This is a genomic window from Neobacillus terrae, from assembly GCF_011393025.1.
Taxonomy (GTDB): domain Bacteria; phylum Bacillota; class Bacilli; order Bacillales; family Cytobacillaceae; genus Neobacillus_A; species Neobacillus_A terrae.
Window position 1 is genome coordinate 81,122 of record NZ_JAAOEO010000003.1, and the last position, 22,551, is coordinate 103,672.

Here is a 22,551-nt window from a genome sequence, read left to right on the forward strand (position 1 = left end):
TCCTTATAAATAAAAGAATATTGATCAAACCATTTTCTTTGATCAATCTTCTGCACTTTCCCCAGTAGTTTAAACCTATTTGTTAATTCCAATAACTGAATCTATATATTGAAAATGGGCGATTGCTTTGTCTTTAATATCCTTCATATTATAGTTTACTTTACTATTATCGAGCAGGTGATCGGGGTTGATACCTTCCATGTCATTTAGCTCAATTAAATTAATATTTTCTAATTGTAAAAACTTTAGGGTGTTTTCAATCTTTGGATTATAATTTATTGCTATTATCTTTTGATTAAACGTAATAGACAAAATCAGCGAATGGAATCTTGTAGTTAAAAAAGAACTACACTGTGCATAATCATTTAAAAAACGCTGGATATTACCATCGTAATTTATTACTTCAATATTCTCTTTATCGCCTTCTATTTTGGATAATACCTTTTTAATAATGTTTAAATCATTAATTTCGTTTGAATTTTGAAAGCTAAAAATTTTTACTCTCGAGTTTTTTTGAAGCCTTCCTACAATATCAGCCATCTTATTTTCATAATCAATGTTTTCTTTTCCAAAATCCATAATAGAAACACCTATGCATTTCTCTTTTTCATCACTGTTATATTTCTGGTACGGTTCGGTATCGAAAGAGAACGCCATATCTGGATAGCTGTGAATATTAATGTTTTTTTCATTAAGAATGCTAAAGGATTTTTCATCCCTTACAGACATATAATTCAAATTTTTAAAAAGGTATTTATAGGCAGTCAAATAGGAGGGATTGGAATAAGGGCCAAAATTACAACCAATAATAGCCGTTTTTTTATTAAATAACTTAAAGGTACGAATCATTAAATATAGATTCAACCACTGCATCTTCCAATTTGGAGGCTGTTGAAACATAGAACCACCTATCATGATATACATATCATAACTCTTTGCATTAATAAGTGCATGCTTTCGGTTAACACGATTAATTCTTGGATTATCGATAAAATTCTTAATTCTATCCTTACTTGGAGTAATAAAATCAAAATAGGCATCAGGGTAGCGATTGATTAGTATTTCTAAGAACAAATCATCTCCAAAGTTATTGAAAAAATAAGCATCCACAGCAATCTTTTTATTATTGGTATACATTTTGTTTATTCTTCTCCCCTATTTTCCTCTTCAGGTAATTTCTTATTACAGTTATTCTACAAATACTTTTTAGTGTTTTTAGATAAAGGTACTTGTTTGCATTGGAATCGATAAATGCATTGCTTTTATCTGCAAACAATAGATATTCGGCATATCTTTTGATAATTTTTATATCTCTCAGAAGACTTTTTTTGAAATGTATCTTTTTATTCCTGTATTTTAATAAAACCTCAAGCTCATAAAATTTCATTTTTTGGATATTACTCATCGTATTAGCCTCATGGACAATAACCTTGGCTCCACTGAGGCTTTTATCAAAGCAAATGTGGCAGTCTAATAAACTTTCAATCCAAAAAACCCAGTCTTCACAGTACTCCATACCCTGAGGAAATAAAGAACATTTACTTTTCCTTAATAAAATAGAGTTAATTGGTATAGTATTTCCCACTAAAAGATTATCATACACATCTTCATTACAGTATGGCTCGAGATTGTTAATTACCTTACCGTTTTTGACATATTCTGTTGAACATTGGACTGCATCGCAAGAAGAATTGGATTTTAAAATCTTCATTCCAGATGTTAATTTATTTTCATCCAGCAGGTCATCCGCATCCAAAAATTGTATCCATTCACCTTTTGCTTTTTGTAAGCCTATATTTCTAGCATTTGATCTTCCCTTTTGATCTGTATAAAAATATTTAACTTTCTCCGAGTTAAAAGAACTCACAATTTCCTTAGTATTATCAGTGGATGCATTATCAACAATTATTATTTCGAAATTCTCATACGTTTGAGCCAAGCATGAAGCTATAGCTTGTTTAATAGTACCAGCACCATTATAAACAGGTATAATAATTGAAATATCCGGATTAAGAATAACAGTCAACTCCTAATTTTAAAGGGCCTTATCAAAACTTAATTACCCTTCTTTGTGCTTTTTATATTTTATCGTATTAAAACAAAATTGCATAATTGTATTAATTAACAAATTCATTAGTACCCTTTTATCATTCCTGAATTTTTGATGCTTATTATTTTACTTTCCTTCCAATTTTTAAGACCTTTCTCTTTTTTGAACGGCAATTAATAGGAGGACAGATTTCGGTTACTTACGTTTTTATTTTTAACATTAATATGAAGTAACTATCCTGTACTATCAAACATTTTATCAGTTTTTAGCTTGCGATAACATGACATGTATATTACTCAATTATTTTCAATTTCACTATATATGTATAAGACATATTATCAATTGGAAGTCAATTGCCACTTGCCAGATGTTAGGTTTAATTATACTATTAATTAGGTTTATATTTGCTTTTAATAGGGAGATGTAGTATGGAACTACAAACTAGCAATACGATTTCTTTTTCCAGGAAGCAACTAAACAGGAAAGAAAAACGTCCACGTTTTTGGAAAGTTCTTTTTGTAATTTGTTTAATCCTCGTCCTTACAGGAGGCGTGTTTTTATATAGTACTAATCAAGGTCTTCAGATACGCAGAATGCTTTTGGGAACTGTGCTATCGAAATATCATCCTCAATACGAGAAATATATGGAGCTTTTACTCCCAAAATCTGAAATTGAGGCAATATATAACGAGAGAAATCATCCACATACTGTTCAAACCAAAATTGATAGAAATAAGGAGAAGCTTCATCCTGCCATATCATTATCAGACAAAATTAAAGTGGACACAATAAATACAATAAATTATACAGCTAAAATTATGATTATTCCTGACCCGACAACAGTACACATTGCAAGCACAAAAATGGTAGGGAAAGGCCAGCCACTTTCAGATTTAATTAAGGATAAAAAGGGGATTGCTGGAATTAATGCGGGTGGTTTTTTAGATCCAAGCGGCAAAGGAAATGGCGGAGAAATGATAGGAATTGTAATAAGCAGCGGAAAAGTTCTTTCAGCCCCCTTGGGTGACAGAGATACCCCCTCACTTATTGGAGGATTTTTAAGCGATGGTCAATTTATTACCGGACAGTACTCAGCAAAAAAATTAATAAAGCTTGGTGTTACAGATGCAGTTAGTTTTGGACCCCAGTTAATTGTAAATGGTGAAAACATGGTAGGCCCAGCAGTTGATGGCGCATGGGGTTGGGCACCAAGGACAGCCCTCGGGCAGACTAAAGACGGAAGCATTGTTATGATTATAACAGATGGGCGTTTTTACTGGGATAAAACTCACCGGGGCGCCTCAATGTCTGATATGGCTGAAATGTTTGAGAAATACGAGGTTGTTAATGCAATTGGAATGGATGGCGGAGGTTCTACTACCATGATTAAAGATGGCCAGCTATTATTGAAGCCAGCCACTAGTACACGAGTCGGAATGCGATATTTGCCGAATGCATGGGTGGTTATTCCACATTAAAACCGTTAAAGCCCTTAATATCCCTTAATTATCCAACCATTTTATACAACGTTAGAAGTATTTTTTCATAACATCATGTGTAATATTATAACAGGCTGCCACAATATAAAGTGGCAGCCTGATTATGTTATTCAGATAACCAATCTATCATCTAACTTTAAATAATATTGGATTTACCTTCAAAAAAGAAGGAAAGGGTTTGTCCCTTTCCCAATGTATATCTAATAGAAACTAACCGCCTGGCTGGAATATTGTTTCCACCCACTAACAAACTGGCTAATTGGCCTCTTTTTGTTTTTTTGCCCATCAAGCGGGTCATTAAAATAAACATATTTGGAATCATATCCAGTTACGAGAACCGAATGTTCCTTCATAGTAATGCGAATTGCTCCCCCTTGGGGAGTATACCAGGTCTTCCAATATTGGCTGGGTACTATATTGAACCAGCTGGTATTGATAACCCATACAGGATGCCCGGCAGAAACATAATCCAATACATTATTAAAGGATTGTCCGGATAAATTAATGATACGGCCCGGCAGGTATCGGATTGCAAGCTCTGCAATAGGTTTGTTGTATACTCCAAATCCCGGTTTGCTAAAGGTAAACATATTTCCGACAAAGCCGAAGTTCGGATTTCCAAAATAATACCTGCCATTTCTATATGTATAGGGTGTAGGATCCTTTTTAATAGCAGAAGCAAGGACCATTTTGTTCGTTTTAACTCCAGCAAAGTTTAGTAGCATTGTTAAACTAGTTACTTCACAGCCTCTTGGAAGCTCAGGCATTTGCTTGATAAGCGGGGCAGAAAGAACTACTTTTCCTAATCTAGCACGAGGCACGACAACAGCCCTGCTTTTCAAGCTTGCGTTCTTGCTTGCATCGGCTGCATATAAATCAAAAATTGTCCCTTTTGCTTGTAACGGCATTTTTAAAATAAAATTCCCCTTGCTATCAGTTCTTACCACTCCATAAGTTTTGTTATTCCTTAATAAATAAACAGTAGCCAAAGCCTCTGTTCTTCCAGAAATGCAAAAGGACTTATCCGATACTGGAGAAACAACTGGCTTCAGCGGCGGAATTTTATCTAGTACCGTTACATAAACCACTCCACTGCTTCTTCCAACCCGGTCAACGATATATACAGAAATCTTGGTTCCTTCTCCTAGCGGTTTTCCATTTTCCAATATGTATTCAAAAATTCCCGAAGCTCCAATTTTCACAAAATGTCTAATATTATTATAGATAAAATATGCTGTACTATTGGGCTCAGCTTTTCCTAGAATGCTTATATCCTCATTTGAAACAGGATTAATAATAGGATTTCCAGGAGAAGGTGCAGCTTTAACAGTTATATAGACTATGCTTTTAACATTATCCTTAGTAGAAGTAACTTGAACCATAGATTGATATCTTAAATGGCTATCCGGTAAAAACTCAAATTCTCCCGTCCTACTATCTAAAGTCTTTAAAATTAATGGAACTTCATTAACACTAGCCACAATGTTGGAGCCAACTGGAACCTTCCCTTTTATAATCTGACTTTTATCATTTACCTCCCCTGAAAGGGTTGCAGGATCGTAATTTACAGTAAAAGATTGGTCTTCTAAGGTAGGCCCTTTAAAATTTAAAACTAATTCACCAGCCGAAATAGGTATATCAAAAATAGCCTGAAATTTATGTTCTTTTACATTCTCACTCTTTAGTAATTTCCCATCTCTTAATACTTCTACTGCCCCATCCTCGGCGTATATGCCTGAAATTTGTTGCGAAGTTATCTCAACATCTGTTAACAAAGAACTTTGCATATCCGCTCTAATAATTAATCCAAGACTTTTATTAAAGAATATACAGACTAAAAGCACAATAAGCAATACCATTTTTTTCATTTATATGTATTACCTCCCAAAAATATTATATTGAAGGAATTGGATATTCACAACATAGAAATTAATAAAAAATCTACTATTCTAATAAAAAAGCCCTAAAACTTTTATGTTCTTTTTTGCAGTCATCTGATAATCTAGTGATTAGATGTTAAATTTTTGTATTTAATTAAAACCGCTAACTAAAATAGATTAGTTTATTTTTCTCTCTCAGAGTTTAATTCATAAAAATATGGAGGTTTATTCAATGAGATCGCAAAAGAGAAAAAAGAAAAAATGGACTCGAATAACAGGAATTTTACTTTTAATCCTGCTTATAGCAGGTGGAGTATATGGATATTCAGTGCTTCATTCTGTTAAAAGTACAGTTGAGACAATGCACCAGCCGATTGAACGTATTGCTCCCAAGAAACGCGCCGAACCATTAACCCTTTCAACCAAGCAGCCTTTTTCTGTTCTAATGCTTGGGGTCGATGAACGTAAAGGTGATAAAGGCCGTTCTGATACTATTATTATATTGACTGTTAATCCAAATAAGCATTCTGTGAAAATGCTAAGTATACCAAGAGACACCCGTACGGAAATTGTGGGCAAGGGAAAAGAAGATAAAATTAACCATGCATATGCCTTTGGCGGTGTACCAATGTCTATGGATACCATTGAAAAATTCCTTGATATTCCAATCGACTATTATATGAAAATTAATATGGAAGGATTCAAAGACATTGTTGATGCAGTGGGAGGAGTAACCGTTAACAATGATTTGGATTTTACCCAGGACGGAATTTACTTCCCTAAAGGCAGAATCAAATTAAATGGGGAAAAAGCCTTAAGTTTTACTAGAATGAGACATGAAGACCCAAGAGGTGATTTTGGCCGTCAATTAAGACAGAGGGAAATTATACAGGCAATCATTCATGAAGGAGCAAGCGTTTCTTCCTTAGCTAATTATAACAGCATTTTAGGTGCAATTGGAAAAAATGTGAAAACCAATTTAACCTTTGATGAAATGGTTGATATTCAAAAAAACTATAAAGATGCCGCTAATAATATCGAACAGATATCTATTCAGGAAAAGGGAACAATGATTAATAAAATTTATTATGGAATTGTCGCCCCTGAAGAAAAACAAAGAATCCAGAATGAATTGAAAAAGCATTTAGAATTAAACAAATAAACAAAAGCTGTCAGGATTATCCTGACAGCTTTTGTTTATGCTGCGTGTATTTATTTTGTTATGCCTGTTAAGAGAAAATGTATTAAGTATTTCCTTAAGTAACGCCAGAGAATTGTCGAACCGCAGACTCTCTTACTCTAATACCTAAAGAAAAGGAAATTTCACAAAAAATTCATAGGAATAAATTCATAAACGAAGAGATATAGAAGTTTTTTCCTTAAATTATAGTGTCTCGAAATCCCCTGCTACCATAGCAAAAACAATGATACCCATTGTTTTCTGTCCATCATTTCCATTTTTAATATCATATTGATTCCAAAATAAAAATACCCACTACCAGAGCAATGGGTGCTTATATAAATTATGGAGGAGATACATAAAAGTATATAAGGATGAGCTTACTTAGTTAAATATCCGGCTTTAATATCTTTCGACAACACAGAAGACCTAAAACAAGTAGGGTCAGTCCTATTTAATCAAACGTTTGATTAACTAATTTTCGGCAAAAAGAGCTAAATTAGATATGTTTTTTATTTTATGCCAGTTAGCTGAGTCAAATAAAGCAGCCCAACTGCTTTTTCTAAATGGTAAGAAGATTTAGCCTTCAACTTTGCTTTGAGCTTTTCACAAAGAGCGCCCTTAACTAGAGCGTTATTGTACCTATGTAAAAATAAGTGATAATGATACATATATTTTGCAGCACTATTCAATTACATTAACCTCCTTTTAATCACATAAACAGATCCAACTTTCAACTGGTTCAAAGTCAGTTTTTGGGCAAAAGAGCTTTTAATAAAGTGCTATTTTATAAATTTGTTTTATTAGCCGCATTAAAACAACAAACTAATTTTAGTCTTGCAATTATTATTTTTTTTATTAAAAAAATACCCCGCTATATTATTATAGGTTTTCACCAACCTTGGTTTTCAGTTGAAATAAAGGTGGGTTAGAGTATTTACTATTGATAAAAAAAGTCGAATTTTGTTACAATTAAGTTAAATCTAATAATTATATATTATGGAAGGAAAAGACTATGCCAGCTTCTAATCGTATCCCCTGGATTGATGCCTGCAAGGGAATAGGTATTTTTTTAGTTATCATAGGCCATTCCACCCTTACAGCCATACCCAGATCACAAATTTTTGCATTTCATATGCCTTTGTTTTTTTTCTTATCAGGTTTCCTATTTTCACCCAAAAACAATTTTAAAGAATTTGCATTAAACAAGGTAAAAACTTTGTTAATTCCTTATTTCTCATTTGCTGTCATTTCATTATTGATATATTCACATTACACAGCCACTCCTATAGACCTCTATAGATTTATCGAGTCTACAGTAAGTTCAAAAAGAAATTATATTTATTACAACGTACCATTATGGTTTTTAACCTCATTGTTTACAATAGAAATACTATTCTATTTTATCACTAAGTTAGTTAGAAATAAGTTTGCTATATTAGGAGTGGCTCTATCCCTTGGTTTCTTTGCTTTCACAATACTAAAAGTAGTCAATAGTTCTAATATACTGCCTTGGAGTTTAGATCAATCTCTTTTTTATTTCGCTTTTTTCGGCTTTGGCCATTTTCTCCGTTTAGTAAAATGGTTGGAAAGGGATTTAAAAAAATCATGGATATTGATCCTTTTATCTGGACTATTCCTTTGGAATTTAAATGACTCGACACTATACCAACAAGGATGGCAGTTATTACATTTGCCGCCCCTTATAAGTCTATACCTAAACAGAATTATTTGGGCTTTATTAGCCATATCGTTTGTTATTTATATTTCTCAATATTTGTCTATTAGCCCATTACTAAACTTCATTGGTAAAAACTCATTAACTCTTATGGCATTACATGTCATTGTTGGTTTTAATATATTTAACAGACATTTTCGAAGAGATCTGTTATTAGAGGACCATCCAAATGTGCTCGCTTTAATACTTACTGTATTCACTATTCTCTTATTACTACCATTAAGCTACATAATTAATCACTTTTTCCCATTTCTATTGGGGAGAAAATACAAATGGAAGCTCCCTAAGTTAATCAATCCATTTGCAAAAAAAGCAAAAAGTCCTTCTCAGATGTGAAGGGCTTTTTTTATTTTTATTACAGCGGCAATTGGTAAAAATAATATTTAATTATTTACGCTCATGAGAATGTAAAAATAGTACATGTAATGTAGAAATTTGTAGTATTATGATAAATTGAGGCATGTTAATATCGGCGGTCTTTTCTAAAATGTATAATAATGTTAAGGAAAGACATACCACTTAGTATAGGTTGTAATATCAAAATGGTGATTTTCACCCCTTAATTTTACTGGAGGGACAAATAAATGAAGGTAAATTTTAATGTATTGGACCGTCAATATAAAAAATTTCAAAACGAGTACGAGGAAAAAACCTTAAACATCTTGCGTAAAGGATGGTATGTCCTTGGTGAAGAGGTAGATAGTTTTGAAAAAGAATTTGCAAGGTATATAGGCACAAAGTATTCAGTTGGCGTAGCCAATGGATTGGATGCCTTGATTATGGCTTTTCGTGCCTTAGATGTCGGCAAAGGCGATGAAGTAATTGTTCAGGCTAATGCCTATATAGCATGTGTTATGGGAATAACCATTAATGGGGCTACCCCTGTTTTTGTCGAACCAGATGAGTATTACAATATTGATGCTTCTAAAATAGAAGAAAAAATCACTAATAAGACAAAAGCTATTTTAGTCGTTCATCTTTATGGCCAAACGTCTAACATGCGGCAAATTAAAGCAATTGCCCAAAAGCACAACTTAATGGTAGTTGAGGATTGTGCCCAGTCTCATGGTTCAAAATTTGCTGATCAAAAAAGTGGGACATTTTCTGATATTGCCTGCTTTAGCTTTTATCCAAGCAAAAACTTAGGAGCTTTTGGTGACGGAGGAGCTATTACAACAAATAATGAAAAATTCGCGTCAAAGATAAAGGTTTTAAGAAATTATGGCAGTCAAAAGCGCTACCACAATGAACTCGTTGGTTATAATTCTCGTTTAGATGAATTGCAAGCGGGTCTATTAAAGATCAAATTATCACATTTAGATGATCTAAATATGGAAAGAGAGATGTTAGCTAACCGCTATCTGAAAGAGATAACAAATGAGAAAATTTCTCTTCCCAAAGTGCGGAAAAATGCTACTTCTGTTTGGCACTTATTTGTTATACAAACAGAAAACCGCGACGAATTGCAGGAATATTTAACTTCAAACGAAATAGGAACGGTTATTCACTATCCAATCCCTCCACATTTATCCGAAGCGTATCAATATTTAGGATTTAGTGAAAACGATTTTCCTATAACTGAAGCCTATGCTAACACTATAATAAGCTTGCCATTGTATAACGGAATGACAGATAAAGAAATCCAATATGTAATTGATACCATTAATAAATATTAATAAGGATGTAAACAGATGATACGGTTAAGAGAATTACAGATGAAAGATGCAGATGGAATGCTGGAATGGATGCATGATCCGGAATTGATGAAAAATTTTCGGTTTGATGCTTCTTCGATGACACGCCAAAAAGTAGAGGCATTTATAGCCGAATCTCTAATTGATGAAGTAAACAAGCATTTTGCAGTTGTTGATGAAGATGATGAATATTTAGGTACTATTAGCATTAAAGACATTGATCCAATTAGTAAAAATGGTGAATACGCTATAGCTATGCGAAAAAAGGCAATTGGATCTGGAGCTGCCTTAAAAGGTACTAAATTAATACTTGCAAAAGCATTTAAAGAATGGGATTTGGAAAAGGTATATTTAAATGTTCTTACAGAAAATAGACGGGCAATACGTTTTTACGAAAAAGTAGGTTTTTTGGAAGAAGGACAGTTCAAAAAGCATGTTTTAGCACATGGCAGCCTTCGAGACTTAACCTGGTTTGCGATCTTCAAGGAGGCATACAATGATGAAGGGTTATAGGATGATAGAATTTCCTCAATTAGGAGATGACCGTGGACAACTAGTTGTTGTAGAACAGCTTAAAGAGGTACCTTTTGAAATAAAAAGGATTTTTTATATTTATGGTACACAAGCAAATGTTTCAAGGGGCCTTCATGCAAATAGACAATCACAATTTTTATTAATTAATCTTAGTGGAACTTGTAAAGTTAAGGTTGATGATGGCAAAAATACAGATGTAATCATACTGGATAAGCCACATACTGGCGTTTATTTAGATAAAATGGTATGGAAGGAAATGTACGATTTTTCAAAGGACTCCATCCTACTGGTTTTGTCTAGTGAATTATATGATAAAGCAGAGTATATCAATGATTATGAGCAATTTCTAGAAGAGGCCAATCGTGCTCAGTAAAAGGAGATCTTCGGATGCAAAAGCTTTCTATTGTGATTCCCATATATTTCAATGAACAGAATATACCTTTTCTCTATGAAAAGTTACAGCACGAGATTTTAAGCAACCCAAAATATGAGCATGAGTTAATTTTTGTGGATGATGGTTCCGGGGACAATTCTTATAAGGAGCTATTAAAACTCCAAAATCAACATAAACAGATAAAAATAATTAAATTATCCAGAAACTTTGGTTCTCACACAGCTATCCTTGCTGGGCTAACTTATGCGACTGGAGATTGTGCTACAGTAATATCCGCTGATTTACAAGATCCACCAGAAATTATTAATCGGATGTTTGAAAAATGGCAAGAAGGAAATAAAGTAGTTTTAGCTGTACGTGAAGACCGGGAGGAATCTTTTACACAAAAATTATTTTCAAATACATATTATAAAATGATGAGAAAGTATGCTCTTCCCAATATGCCTGAAGGTGGATTTGATTGTTTCTTAATTGACCGCAAGATTGTAGATATTTTAAAAAGTATTGAGGAAAAGAATACTACTTTAATGGGACAAATCCTTTGGGCTGGTTTCAAGACAGAAAAAATTTACTACATTCGTAAAGAACGGGAAATTGGCAAATCACGGTGGACACTAGCTAAAAAAGTAAAGTTGTTTATTGATTCTTTTCTTGCGTTCTCTTATGTTCCTATACGTTTTATGTCATTGATTGGCATCATCTTCTCCATTTTATCTTTTCTCGCAGGAGTCTATCTGGTAGTCAATAAATGTTTGAACGGTGTCAGTGTCCAAGGGTGGACCTCTTTAATGGTCGTTTTTTTATTCGTTGCAGGCATTCAAATGATCATGATGGGAATAATAGGAGAATATCTATGGCGTAACATGGATGAGTCAAGGAAACGGCCTGTTTTTATTATAGAAGAAAAGGCAGGATTTGATAATGAATAAGATGAAGCTGTCCATTCAAAAATATGGGCAGTTTATTAAATTTTGTATAGTAGGTGCCTCAAATACAATTATTTCTTTAGCTATTTATTACTTTCTTTTGAAATTGGGCATTCATTATATTCTTGCAAGCACCGTGGCTTACTGTGCAGGAATAATTAATGGATATATTTTTAGTTCATCGTTTGTTTTTAAAAAAGAGCGTAATTTGGTACAGGCCATTAAATTTATTGCTACCTACCTATCCTCACTGTTAATTAACTTATTAATACTCTATATTTTAGTAAATGGACTAAAGATATCAGAATTTTTAGCTCAACTAATGGTTACTTTTTTTAATGTAATTTATAATTTTTTACTTCAGAAATTATGGACCTTTAAATAATTTATAGGTTTACCTTAAAGAGGGGTTAGCAGATGAAGAAGATTGGAAAAATACATGATAAATATTTAGCCCTTTTATTTTTATTCATGCTGATTGTAGCTGGAGTATTATTCTCTGACTTTATCGTTCATAAACGGTTATATATTTTTTATGATATCGGCGGGGATACAAGACAGTCTTATTGGCCTATGTATAAATATCTTTATGATGCTATTTTGAATGGTACGTTAAAGAGCTGGTCCTTTCAAATTGGTCTTGGAACCAGTACATTTACATTGTATGCTTTTCTATTTGATCCATTTTTTTGGATCATTTTGTTATTTCCTGTACATTTTATTCCATATGGAATCTTAGTGGTCACTATAATGAAACTGCTTATTTCTGGTTATTTATTTTACCTTTATATAAATATATTCCAAATTAGTAAATTTCCAGCAGTTATATCTTCATTGATTTGGGCATTTAATGGTTACATGATGCTGTGGGGACAGCATTACTGGTTTGCAACAATGCTTGTCTTCTTTACATTTCTAATGTTTTCGGTCGAACTTTGGAGGAGAGGAAAAAATCCATATTTATTCCCTGTAAGTATTGCCCTTTTAGGAATAAACTCTCCCTACTTTTTATTTATGATTAGTATTTTCCTTTTCTTTTACGTGACATTCCATTTCCTGCTCTCTGAAAAAAAAATAGAACTCGGAAAATATATAAATTTGCTAATTAAATTCTTTGGTCTATATTTTTTAGGATTGGGAGCAGCAGCTGTTGTATTCCTGCCAGTCAGCTACTTAATTTTAAGCAGTCCTAGAATCAATGGCACATTTATAACAAGTGATATTTTTCAATTAGCAACTTATAAAGAATATACATCCATCTTTTTGCGCATGTTTTCAAATAATACATTAGGGATTGGTATGCCCTATTTCGGTTCAATAAACTATTATGAAGGTCCAATGTTAAGCAGCAGCTTACTTTTGTTCCTCATGGTACCACAGTTGATGTTTCTGAAAACTAGCAGCAAGAATAAAATTATTATTTATGCAATAATTACTTTATGTTTACTCAGTTTGATTTTTCCGTTTTTCTCAAACATGTTTAGTGCTTTTTCCTCTTTTAATTATAGATGGAACTTTTTCATCATCTTTATCATAGTATTCTCGATTGGATTTATGCTAAAAGAATTCTCACAGGGAAGTAAAGTTTCTTATTTAGGTATTATTTTGAGTACTTTGATCGTTATTGTGGGCTGGTACTTAAGCTATAAAATTATGCAATCCCATGGAATGATCCCTAAACATTATTTGGATATCCGATATTTACAGGGAATAGCAAAGTGGATAGCAGGCTTTCTGATTTTATATACATTGATCATTATGATGATTCATAAAAACCTTACTGTTATTTGGATTGCTTTGACTGTAGCTGTTTCCGGAGAATTAATTGTTATGAATTACCCAACCATTAATGAGCGCCTAACAGTACCCAATAATGTAGAAGAAAAAAAAGAGGGATATTACGATTATTCAAATGAAGCTATCGATTATATAAAAGAAATCGACCAAAACTTATATAGAATTGATAAAAATTATGTTTCATACTCTAATAATGACTCTTTATTTCAAGATTATAACGGAGTAAAATCATATAATTCCTTAAATAATCCAAGTTATTTTTCCTTCTTACAGGTTTTAGATACGGAATTCAATAATCATAACATTATTAGTGGTTTTAATCGGAGAAATGATCTAAGGAACTTGGTCGGTGTTAAATATGTTCTTTCAAAAGATGATGAAATCCCTCAAGGATACAAAAAATTAAAATCTTTCCATGGTGTGACAGTATTCAAAAATCCATACGCCCTTCCAATGGGTTTTACTTATGACTCTTACATTTCAGAGAAAGATTTCGAAGCCCTTTCGCCCATTGAAAAAGATGAAACATTAATGCACGCTGTTGTCATTAACAAAAAAATTAAACCGTTAAACAAATACCAGGTTCCTAAAAATACCGAGAATAACGAAATTCTTAATATTAGCGTAAAAAATGGGAAGATAACCAAACAAAAGGGGAAAGGAAATTTTGAACTTCATACCAATTCCGCTGACCCGAATATCATTCTTTCACTTCCTCCTCATGAAGGACAATGGAAAATACAATATAAAATAAAAGGCCCAGGGACTACTAATGGACAGATTTTTTGGAAAAATAAAAGCCAGCCTTTTACCAATACAAAAATGTTCAATCTCCACGTAACAGCTGAATGGAAGTCTTCGACCTTTGATTTGAATAGTAAAAATATTAATCAAATAAGAATTGACCCAGGTGAATTAACCGGTATTTATAAAATAAAGAACTTAAAAGTACAACCGATTAATTATAAAGAAGATAAAAAGGCTATTAAAGATCTAAAAGAAAATAGCTTGCACATCAACAGATATACAAATAGTTCTATCGATGGAGAAATAAATCTTTCAAAGAAAAAAATGCTGTTTGTTTCAATTCCTTACGATAAAGGTTGGAGAGTTAAAATCGATAACAAAGCAGTTCCTACATTGAAGGTAAATGAGGGGTTTGTAGGAGTAATGGTTCCAAAAGGTAAACACCATGTTGAATTGGAATATCACCAGCCTTTTTTAAGAGCAGGTTTAATTATTTCTATTTTGTCCTGGGGACTTTTATTATCATTAATTGCTAACAGACTCTTTAAAAAAAGATACTCCTCCAGTCAATAATTGAAAAACTTCCAAACTAACATGTATTCAGTTGAGTCAATTGTCATGGATAACAAAGAGTTATAATGGAAAACGAAACCTGCAATTTTATGGAGCTTTGGGAATGTTGCCGAAAGATAATTTAATCGCATTCGGCAACTATCTTTTCTAATCATTTAAAAGACAGATCAGCAAAATTAAATAAGAGTAAGTCCCATAAATGACTTTCTTAAGCTTCTAACACCGGACCAATTTTCATGAGGTAGTTTGTAAAATTTATGCTAGATGTACTTTCTTTCTCTTAGAATTACAATGAAAATAAAGTGTCACAAATAAAAAATCCAAAAAATTTCTATATTAATTTTTTACATTTTTTGATATTCTATTTTTTAGAGTGAAAATTTTGTAAATACTTGGAGGACAAACTGAGTGAGAGCAGACAGGAAGAAAAAGAGATTATGGCCACGAGTTTTAGGAATTATTTTGTTAGTTATTTTAGTCGCAGGTGGTGTTTATGCTTTTTCAGTCTATAATTCTTTAAAAACTGCTGTTAATACAATGCATCAGCCTATAGATCGCGAAAAGTCAGATAAACGTGATGAACCTGTTACTTTAGCTCAAAAACAGCCTTTCTCTGTTTTAATGCTAGGGGTTGACGAAAGAACGGGAGATAGAGGCCGCTCAGATACAATTATCGTGTTAACCGTCAATCCAAATAAAAATTCTGTAAAAATGTTAAGCATACCTCGCGATACTCGTACTGAGATTGTCGGTAAAGGAAAACAGGATAAAATTAATCATGCCTATGCATTTGGCGGCATTCCAATGTCAATGAATACTGTAGAGAACTTTCTTGATATACCAATAGATTACTATATGAAAATTAACATGGAAGGTTTTAAAGATATAGTGGATGCCGTTGGAGGAATCACCGTAAATAATGATATTGATTTTACCGAAGGCAGTTATCACTTTCCTAAAGGTCAGGTTACTTTAAACGGAGACAAAGCATTAGCTTTCACACGTATGAGACATGAAGATCCGAGAGGAGATTTCGGACGTCAGTTGAGACAGCGAGAAATCATTCAGGCTATTATCCATGAAGGTGCAAGTGTATCCTCTTTAGCAAACTATAATAGTATATTTAATGCTATTGGCAAAAATGTAAAAACCAACTTAACCTTTGATGAAATGGTAGATATCCAAAAAAATTACAAGGCTGCCGGAAACAACATGGAACAAATATCCATGAAAGAGCAAGGTACTATGATAGATAAGATTTATTATGGTATTGTTTCTCCGGAAGAAAAACAAAAAATTCAAAATGATTTAAAAGACCATTTAGAAATCAATAAATAAAGACAAAGCAGATTGGGACAGCCAATCTGCTTTTTAGTTATAACGAAAAAAGTTTATCTCAACACAAGTTAATCAAACGTTTGATTAACTAATTTTCGACATAAAGTCCCTTATATTTGAATTGAACTGTTGAATTTTCCCACTTAATTCTACTGCCTTTTCCCAATGGTAATTAGATTTTTCTAACAAACGCGATTTTAAATCTTCACATAAAGCGTCCTGAACGAGCGTTTTATTGTATTTATACAAAAACAGATGAAAATGATACTTTAATTTTACAGCTATCCCCAACACAATGACCTCCTTATTCACACAAACCGCAGGAGCCGTTTCGGCAGCTGGCTGACTTAACCACACTATGCAGCAGTAGTCCCTATAGCTTTGCGTCACCACATTTCAGTGGTTATGCCATTATCGCACAGTATGTGTCTGCTTTGCTGATTACCTTACAAGTGTCTTTATACCTAATTGCAAAAAGTACAGAGCATTCTGTGAATGGTATAAAAGTATTTATTATTTAATTACCCGGATAGCGGTTCATGCAAACTAGGTCTATTTTTCTGTTTTAAGCAAGAGGATTTGGCTCCTGGATAATGCGGTCCTGGTTAAGCTAATCTAATTTTCCCTTCAACAAATCTTCGATAATTTTCTTTTTAGGGATTAGGGAAAAAGGATAGGGTCTTTCCAGTAGTAATAAGAGGATGATATGATCGTTAAATAATCAGGATAAATGCTTCAGGAATAAGATTGACAACACAGCCCTCCTTTTGATACTGAATGCGAATCCGTCCTTTGGTTAGAAGAGCATCTTCTGACAGATTTTCAAAACAATTGTAAATAAACTCCTTTGTTTTTTCAAAAAGCTGGGCATCCACCTTCGGAATCACAGGATGAATAGGCAAAATCCAGTACTCAAAAACAATAGGATCCTGCCCCCTCATCAGGATAAAGTTATAAAGCAATAACCCAAAAAGCAGAAGTCGCCTTCTGCTTTTTGGGTTTATGAAAGTTTATTCAATGGCATTTAAGTGTTTCGTCTTTGCCTAATTTTTCGATTAACTGTTTTCCATAGGGATTGTTAATCCATTTCACACCTATTGAAATTGACCATCTTGCTTTTCCAAACGGACTACGTCCCCTGCTTGTGGAACGAATACTCCAATAGCGTCCCTCTGTTTGATATCAGCATTATTTAGGACAATTTTACAGCCATTTAAACCTATATCACTTATGATGGGTTAGTGTCTAATCTATTGTTAGAAATTCCCCGTTGTCCAAAGCTGCGGCAGCTTCAGGAAAGGCAATTGCTTTGATAATGCCGTCATTGAATCCTTCCACTCTTCCATAAAATCGGAAGAATTCTACACTCTGAGAAGAGTACGTCTTACAAATTCTATTGTATTAGAAAAAGTAGATAATTACATGCATTACTATAACCACATGCGTCCATTTGCAAAATTAGGCTACCTATCTCCCATAGAGTTTAGTGAGCAGGTAGAAATGCTATTTTAAATATGTTCAATAATGCTTGAATAAATATATACATTTTTGCTTTCATTTTACATACTAGTCATGGGGTGACTAGCTATGTATCTATCATTAAAGATCGATGTTGATTTTGAGATTAAGAGTCTTTTTGACTTACCAAAATTCAAGCAGCTAATGGAGCATTTGAAAATGAAAATTAATAAGAGGAAATTGGCAGAGGAATTAGGGGTTGACCGGTGAACAGTTGATAAATATTTAAATGGTTTTGTCCCTAAGAGGACGAGAAAGAAATCCTCAAAGATTGATGAATGCTATGAAGTAATCGCAGCACTTCTATCAGAGGATTCCAAGCAGGTGTTTTATTATCACCGAGTCCTTTGGCAGTACTTAAAGGATAACCATGGGCTGGAGTGCGGTGCTTCAACCTTCCGTGCCTATATTGCGCGTATTCCTGAATTTAATGCCTACTTTGTGGAGGACAAGCGCATAGCTTCTCCAAAGGGGACGATCCGTTATGAAACTCCACCAGGCAAACAGGCTCAATTAGATTGGAAGGAAAACATTCTGTATGAGACAAAAGATGGGGAGAAGGTCAGATAAATGTGGCGGCACTCATTCTCTCTGCCTAAAGAATACGAACCTTTTATATGAGCATATCCAATTCTCAAAGTACTCTATTTTCCTTTTTAACAGAAGCTTTTGAAGCATTTGGAGGTGTTCCTGCGGAACTCCTTACGGATAATATGAAAACTGTGATGGATGAAGCAAGAACGGAACATTCTCCAGGCAAAGTAAATGCAAAGTTTGAGCAGTTTGCCAAAGATTTTGGCTTTAAAGTAAGAGCCTGTATTGCTGGACGGCCAAGAACAAAAGGGAAAATAGAGACGACAATGAAGCTGTTAGATGAAATACATGCCTACCAGGGCCAATTCACATTAGAGGAGTTACATCTGTTTATACAGGATTTAGCCAACCGGGTGAATCATCAGATCCATCAGAGGACGGGGAAAATTCCGATTATGGAATTTAAAAAAGAAAGGAACCACTTACTCCAGCTACCAACTGAAAAAGTAAGAGATTCCTATCGAATCAAGCATACACTTGTAAAAGTCAATGCATCCAACATGATTTCCTACAAATCAAACCAGTACTCTGTACCACCAGAATACCAGGGAAAGAAAGTAAGCTTACAGGTGTATGATGACCATTTGTGGATTTATTATAACATGAAACTCATTGCACAACATCCAATCAGTAAAGCTAAGCTCAATTATCAGGAGGCACATTATAAATCAGCTCTGGCTGTTTCAGCTCCTCACTATCCTGAAATTAATGAATGGGCTAAGAAAAATCTAGAAACGATTGGAGATGTGTATAAGACATGACTACTAATTATCAGCAGTTATTAAGGAACCTGGAGTATTTAAAACTAAAGCAAATGACCTTACATTTAAATGAAGTCGTGGATTTTGGAGTAAAGAACCAAATGTCATTTCTTGATACGCTAATTAAATTAACCAATTATGAAATTGATTTGCGGGAACAAAATATGACTCAATCAATGGTAAAGGTCGCTGCTTTTCCACACCTGAAGGAAATAAAGGACTTTGATTTTTCTTTCCAAACATCCGTCAATCAACAGCAGATTCTGGATTTTCTAACACTCAGTTTTATTGAACAGAACGAGAATATTGTTTTCTTAGGACCAAGTGGCGTCGGGAAAACCCACTTAGCCACTGCCATAGGAATTGCGGCTGCAAAGAAACGGACAAGCACTTATTTCATTAAGTGCCATGATTTAATCCAGAATTTGCAGACGGGCACGACTGGAGAACCGCCTTCAGGCTCGGTTAAAGCATTACACAAAATATAAACTATTGATCATTGATGAGATCGGTTATTTACCCATTGATCAAGAAGATGCCAAGCTGTTTTTCCAACTAATAGATATGAGATATGAGAAAAGAAGTACCTTCTTAACGACGAATGGAAATTTTAAAGCGTGGGACGAAATTTTTCAGGAACCTAAGCTTGCAAATGCCATCTTAGACCGCATTTTACACCATGCGACAGTAGTAACAATGGTAGCAGATTCCTATCGCTTGAAGGATCATTTTGTGAAAGAAAACGAGGGAATTTGTACATCGTTAAACGAACAAAAGTGTACATATTTGTGTTGACATTTATAGAAATCGATCAGTTCATTAATTTTGCGCCGGAAATTATCCTTGGGAACGATCATGTCAAATAGATCCATGGACGGACTAAAACTAATTGATTGTTGTTTTTGACCCACCCTCACAAAAAATTAATACTCTAATTATACAGAAAAAAGGATAACCTCCTCACTAAATGAGGGATTATACCTTTTTTCTATACCGAGGAGATTTTTTCAGTGCCCTCGTACTATACCGGGGTCATTTTATTTACCCTCATTGATAACGATGGTTATTTACTCTTCAATTACCCGATCTATTTTTGCTTTTACTTTTGATAATTTCTCATATGATTTTTAATTAGCCAAATCCTTAAAGTGCCTATAGAATGATCTATAGGGCATTGCCCCAAAAGTTTCGAAACCAAAATTCTCGGCATTATATCAATGGTGCACTTTGTTTGGGCATACATCGATATCTATTTTATGAACAATAACCCCAAATTGGATATAAATGATTAAACCTTATTATCATGGTTCTTGGAATTATCTGCATGGCACATCAATGTCTTATATACGAGTAGTAAAAGCACTGCTATCGGAACCGCGACAATATTATCGTACAGTTTGTACTTTACGCAGCATTCAGTTTATGATTGATCCTGTGTTGGAGTTTATCACGACTTGTTCGAAATGAGATTCTATATCATGCAGGGATTCTCTTTGTTGTTGGACATAATTTTGTTCTAAAAAGATTAGATACAAAAAAATAAAGGAATTGCAAATAGGGGTGGAGAACCCTTGGTCTATTATATTTCCTCTATCCATGTCTACCTCATCCATTTTAGTTAACCGAAAACTTTTTATCAATTTTGTTAAAATATTATTTTCATTTTAAAAGTTATTTCTAAATAGTCTCCTAATTAACATTGACGTTTCATTTTTGTAAAACGAAAATATTAATAGAGATATTCCAAAACAAAAGAAAATTGTGCCATATAATAAATTCAAGTAATTACTACTAATCAAAAAAATTAGAGCATAAATCATAAGATATATTGTTTCTTTATATGTGATTTTTAAAAAAGAAAAATGCCTAGAAGAATAGATATACCAAACATAAAAAGATATTGTTGTAGCGACAGCAATAGAAATACTACTTTTATAAATAGCGACTGAAACTAGATTCATTCCCAAACAAATCAAAGCCATTTTCAGTACTGTGTATAAATATTTTTTTTCCTCTCTTCGTGTCTTATATAAATTAATATATAATGCATTAATTATAATTATAACTGGATACCCTGCGAATAAAATAGATATGATTTTAAGTGACGGAATATACTTTGGTAAAAAATAATAAAGAATTCCTGCAAACCCAAAATAAGCTCCACTTGATAATGTTCCAATAATCAATAAATATTTTTTTATTATTTTTATGGTTTTTTCTTCAAAACCTCTTGCTAAATAAGGGTAAAATGTTAATGTTACAGAGCCAATTAAAACATTTATTACCATCATCATTGAAATTGCAAATGAATAAAAGGAAAAATCATTAACTGATAAGAAATATTTAACCAACCACCTATCTGCAGAATAAAAAAACATAAAAGATAAGTTACCAATCATAATGAATATCCCTATTTTAAAATTTAAAACTATTTTCTTTTTTTCAATTACTGCTTGAATACCTTTATATTTCTTAAAGAAATGTAATTCTAAACCTAGAAAAATAATATAGTAAATTAATATATTACCTAATATATATATCCAATGATTTTTAGCTTTTAGTATAAAAACAAAGAATAAATTGATAATAAATAATAGGTATGAAGAATACAAAATTATTTTTGAATATTTTTTAAAGTCTCCTAAAGCCTGATATATAAATTGAAAAAAGGTTTGTATATTAAGTGGGATTATAACTAATGAAACGGCAATCAATGTAAAATCCTCAATTATTATTCCAACTAATAAAAACAAAAAGGTTGTAATTAACTGGAATGCTAAAAAAAAATGATGTTCTCCCTTTAATATTTTAGTATCTATTTGATCTTCATGTTTGCCTCCATACTTAATGAAAATCCCATCGATAAATCCTAAATGTAATATACCGACATAAGAAACATATAATAAAAAGGTTTGTAAAAGAGCATACTCATTTATTGATATAAATGCGGGTATCAAAAACCCAGTAATAATAACAATTAATAAGTTTATAACTTTTGTATTTAGCACTTTTAAAAGATCTTTCTTTAACTGCATCAAAAATTCCCCTATCTTTTTTTAACAATAATACGAAATATTATTTTATGCCTTAGTAGAACTTGTTGCTTTCACACAAAAAAAAATAATAGAGGTGCCAATGTAAGTTAATCTGCCATTAACAGATAAAAACACATTAAAATTCTTAATGAAACCACTTAGGAAAAATGGAATATATTTCGCTTCTTATACTATTTTACATATTAATTATCATTAATTCCTTTTGATCAATTTCAGAAAACACAATTTTAAATTAAATAATATAACACTTGGAGGCCCTAGAGTATCAATAA

General features: G+C 32.9%; 16 protein-coding genes, 3 pseudogenes and 1 riboswitch. Of the genes and pseudogenes, 13 read left to right on the forward strand and 6 right to left on the reverse strand.

The features are described from left to right. Positions 1-75 precede the first annotated feature (75 nt). Positions 76-1,137: a polysaccharide pyruvyl transferase family protein gene (locus tag G8761_RS05085; protein ID WP_166024329.1), complete on the reverse strand. Its 1,062-nt coding sequence runs from the start codon at positions 1,135-1,137 to the stop codon at positions 76-78. Beyond that, positions 1,124-2,026 (reverse strand): glycosyltransferase family 2 protein, encoded by a 903-nt coding sequence (locus tag G8761_RS05090; protein WP_166024331.1) that lies wholly within the window; start codon positions 2,024-2,026, stop codon positions 1,124-1,126. Before G8761_RS05090 ends, G8761_RS05085 begins: the two co-directional genes overlap by 14 nt. A 452-nt stretch (positions 2,027-2,478) precedes the next feature. Here G8761_RS05090 and G8761_RS05095 point away from each other — a divergent pair, with 452 nt between their 5' ends. Beyond that, complete coding sequence (locus G8761_RS05095) at positions 2,479-3,528, forward strand: phosphodiester glycosidase family protein (protein ID WP_166024333.1); 1,050 nt, start codon at positions 2,479-2,481, stop codon at positions 3,526-3,528. A 221-nt stretch (positions 3,529-3,749) separates the two neighbouring features. Here G8761_RS05095 and G8761_RS27005 read toward each other — a convergent pair whose 3' ends face one another. Further along, a complete protein-coding gene (locus G8761_RS27005; protein WP_243449896.1) occupies positions 3,750-5,417 on the reverse strand; it encodes a C39 family peptidase in 1,668 nt (555 codons plus the stop codon). Positions 5,418-5,661: 244 nt separating this feature from the next. Between G8761_RS27005 and tagU (G8761_RS05105) the strand changes: the two genes are divergently transcribed. Further along, the gene (gene tagU, locus G8761_RS05105; RefSeq protein WP_166024335.1) at positions 5,662-6,591 is read left to right on the forward strand and encodes a polyisoprenyl-teichoic acid--peptidoglycan teichoic acid transferase TagU; all 930 of its coding nucleotides are present in this window, start codon (positions 5,662-5,664) and stop codon (positions 6,589-6,591) included. A gap of 530 nt (positions 6,592-7,121) precedes the next feature. On the opposite strand, the gene G8761_RS05110 is transcribed toward tagU (G8761_RS05105), so the two are convergent. Continuing rightward, a complete protein-coding gene (locus tag G8761_RS05110) occupies positions 7,122-7,301 on the reverse strand; it encodes a hypothetical protein (protein ID WP_166024337.1) in 180 nt (59 codons plus the stop codon). 323 nt (positions 7,302-7,624) lie between these two features. Between G8761_RS05110 and G8761_RS05115 the strand changes: the two genes are divergently transcribed. From G8761_RS05115 to tagU (G8761_RS05150), 8 genes are all read left to right on the forward strand, one after another. Then, complete coding sequence (locus G8761_RS05115; protein ID WP_166024339.1) at positions 7,625-8,683, forward strand: acyltransferase family protein; 1,059 nt, start codon at positions 7,625-7,627, stop codon at positions 8,681-8,683. A gap of 248 nt (positions 8,684-8,931) precedes the next feature. Then, on the forward strand, positions 8,932-10,023 hold the full coding sequence (locus tag G8761_RS05120; protein ID WP_166024341.1) for a DegT/DnrJ/EryC1/StrS family aminotransferase: 1,092 nt from the start codon (positions 8,932-8,934) through the stop codon (positions 10,021-10,023). A gap of 15 nt (positions 10,024-10,038) precedes the next feature. Further along, positions 10,039-10,554 (forward strand): GNAT family N-acetyltransferase, encoded by a 516-nt coding sequence (locus tag G8761_RS05125; RefSeq protein ID WP_166024342.1) that lies wholly within the window; start codon positions 10,039-10,041, stop codon positions 10,552-10,554. Next, positions 10,538-10,948, forward strand: coding sequence for a sugar 3,4-ketoisomerase (locus tag G8761_RS05130; protein ID WP_166024345.1), 411 nt, complete (start codon positions 10,538-10,540; stop codon positions 10,946-10,948). Before G8761_RS05125 ends, G8761_RS05130 begins: the two co-directional genes overlap by 17 nt. A gap of 14 nt (positions 10,949-10,962) precedes the next feature. Beyond that, positions 10,963-11,898 (forward strand): glycosyltransferase family 2 protein, encoded by a 936-nt coding sequence (locus G8761_RS05135; RefSeq protein WP_166024346.1) that lies wholly within the window; start codon positions 10,963-10,965, stop codon positions 11,896-11,898. Next, positions 11,891-12,280 carry a GtrA family protein gene (locus G8761_RS05140; RefSeq protein ID WP_166024348.1) on the forward strand — a complete coding sequence of 130 codons (390 nt, stop codon included), beginning with the start codon at positions 11,891-11,893 and terminating at the stop codon, positions 12,278-12,280. Before G8761_RS05135 ends, G8761_RS05140 begins: the two co-directional genes overlap by 8 nt. Before the next feature lie 32 nt (positions 12,281-12,312). Further along, a complete protein-coding gene (locus tag G8761_RS05145; RefSeq protein ID WP_166024350.1) occupies positions 12,313-15,012 on the forward strand; it encodes a YfhO family protein in 2,700 nt (899 codons plus the stop codon). 408 nt (positions 15,013-15,420) lie between these two features. Next, positions 15,421-16,350 carry a polyisoprenyl-teichoic acid--peptidoglycan teichoic acid transferase TagU gene (gene tagU, locus G8761_RS05150; protein WP_166024352.1) on the forward strand — a complete coding sequence of 310 codons (930 nt, stop codon included), beginning with the start codon at positions 15,421-15,423 and terminating at the stop codon, positions 16,348-16,350. Between the two features lie 330 nt (positions 16,351-16,680). Continuing rightward, a riboswitch (cyclic di-GMP riboswitch) is annotated at positions 16,681-16,770 on the reverse strand. 293 nt (positions 16,771-17,063) lie between these two features. Here the strand turns inward: tagU (G8761_RS05150) and G8761_RS05155 are convergent. Beyond that, positions 17,064-17,252: a hypothetical protein gene (locus G8761_RS05155; RefSeq protein ID WP_166024354.1), complete on the reverse strand. Its 189-nt coding sequence runs from the start codon at positions 17,250-17,252 to the stop codon at positions 17,064-17,066. Between the two features lie 391 nt (positions 17,253-17,643). On the opposite strand from G8761_RS05155, the pseudogene G8761_RS05160 reads away from it, so the two are divergent. From G8761_RS05160 to istB, 3 pseudogenes are all read left to right on the forward strand, one after another. After that, positions 17,644-17,862: pseudogene (locus G8761_RS05160) on the forward strand (IS3 family transposase); the annotation flags it as partial. Between the two features lie 75 nt (positions 17,863-17,937). Further along, positions 17,938-19,223, forward strand: a pseudogene (gene istA, locus G8761_RS05165) (IS21 family transposase). Beyond that, positions 19,220-20,018: pseudogene (istB, locus tag G8761_RS05170) on the forward strand (IS21-like element helper ATPase IstB). The pseudogenes istA and istB overlap by 4 nt, the downstream one beginning before the upstream one ends. 869 nt (positions 20,019-20,887) lie before the next feature. Here istB and G8761_RS05175 read toward each other — a convergent pair. After that, complete coding sequence (locus tag G8761_RS05175; RefSeq protein WP_166024356.1) at positions 20,888-22,258, reverse strand: lipopolysaccharide biosynthesis protein; 1,371 nt, start codon at positions 22,256-22,258, stop codon at positions 20,888-20,890. Between the last annotated feature and the right edge of the window lie 293 nt (positions 22,259-22,551).